The following is a 208-nucleotide window of genomic DNA, read 5'->3' as shown; positions in this document are numbered from 1 at the left end:
TCGGCGGGCATCGGCGGCGGTTTCGCGCCGTCGGCACCGCTCGGGACGCTCGTGGTGGCCGAGGCGATGGTCGCCGCCGACCTCGGCGCGCAGACGGCGGAGGGCTTCGTCCCCGTCACGGACCTCGGTTTCGGGCGCGCCGTGCACGTACCGCCCGCGGCGCTGCTCCGCGACGTGACGCGCGCGCTGACCCCAGACGACGCGGCGG

Annotated in this window: 1 pseudogene; it reads left to right on the top strand. The window is 77.9% G+C overall.

Going from position 1 to position 208, the window contains the following annotated elements:
* Positions 1–208 (top strand): annotated as a pseudogene (locus tag G3I42_RS00955) (futalosine hydrolase); the annotation flags it as partial.

The organism is Streptomyces sp. SID11385 (assembly GCF_010548245.1).
GTDB lineage: Bacteria > Actinomycetota > Actinomycetes > Streptomycetales > Streptomycetaceae > Streptomyces.
Note: the sequence above shows the minus strand (reverse complement) of the source record. Positions and strands in the feature narration are given on the sequence as shown.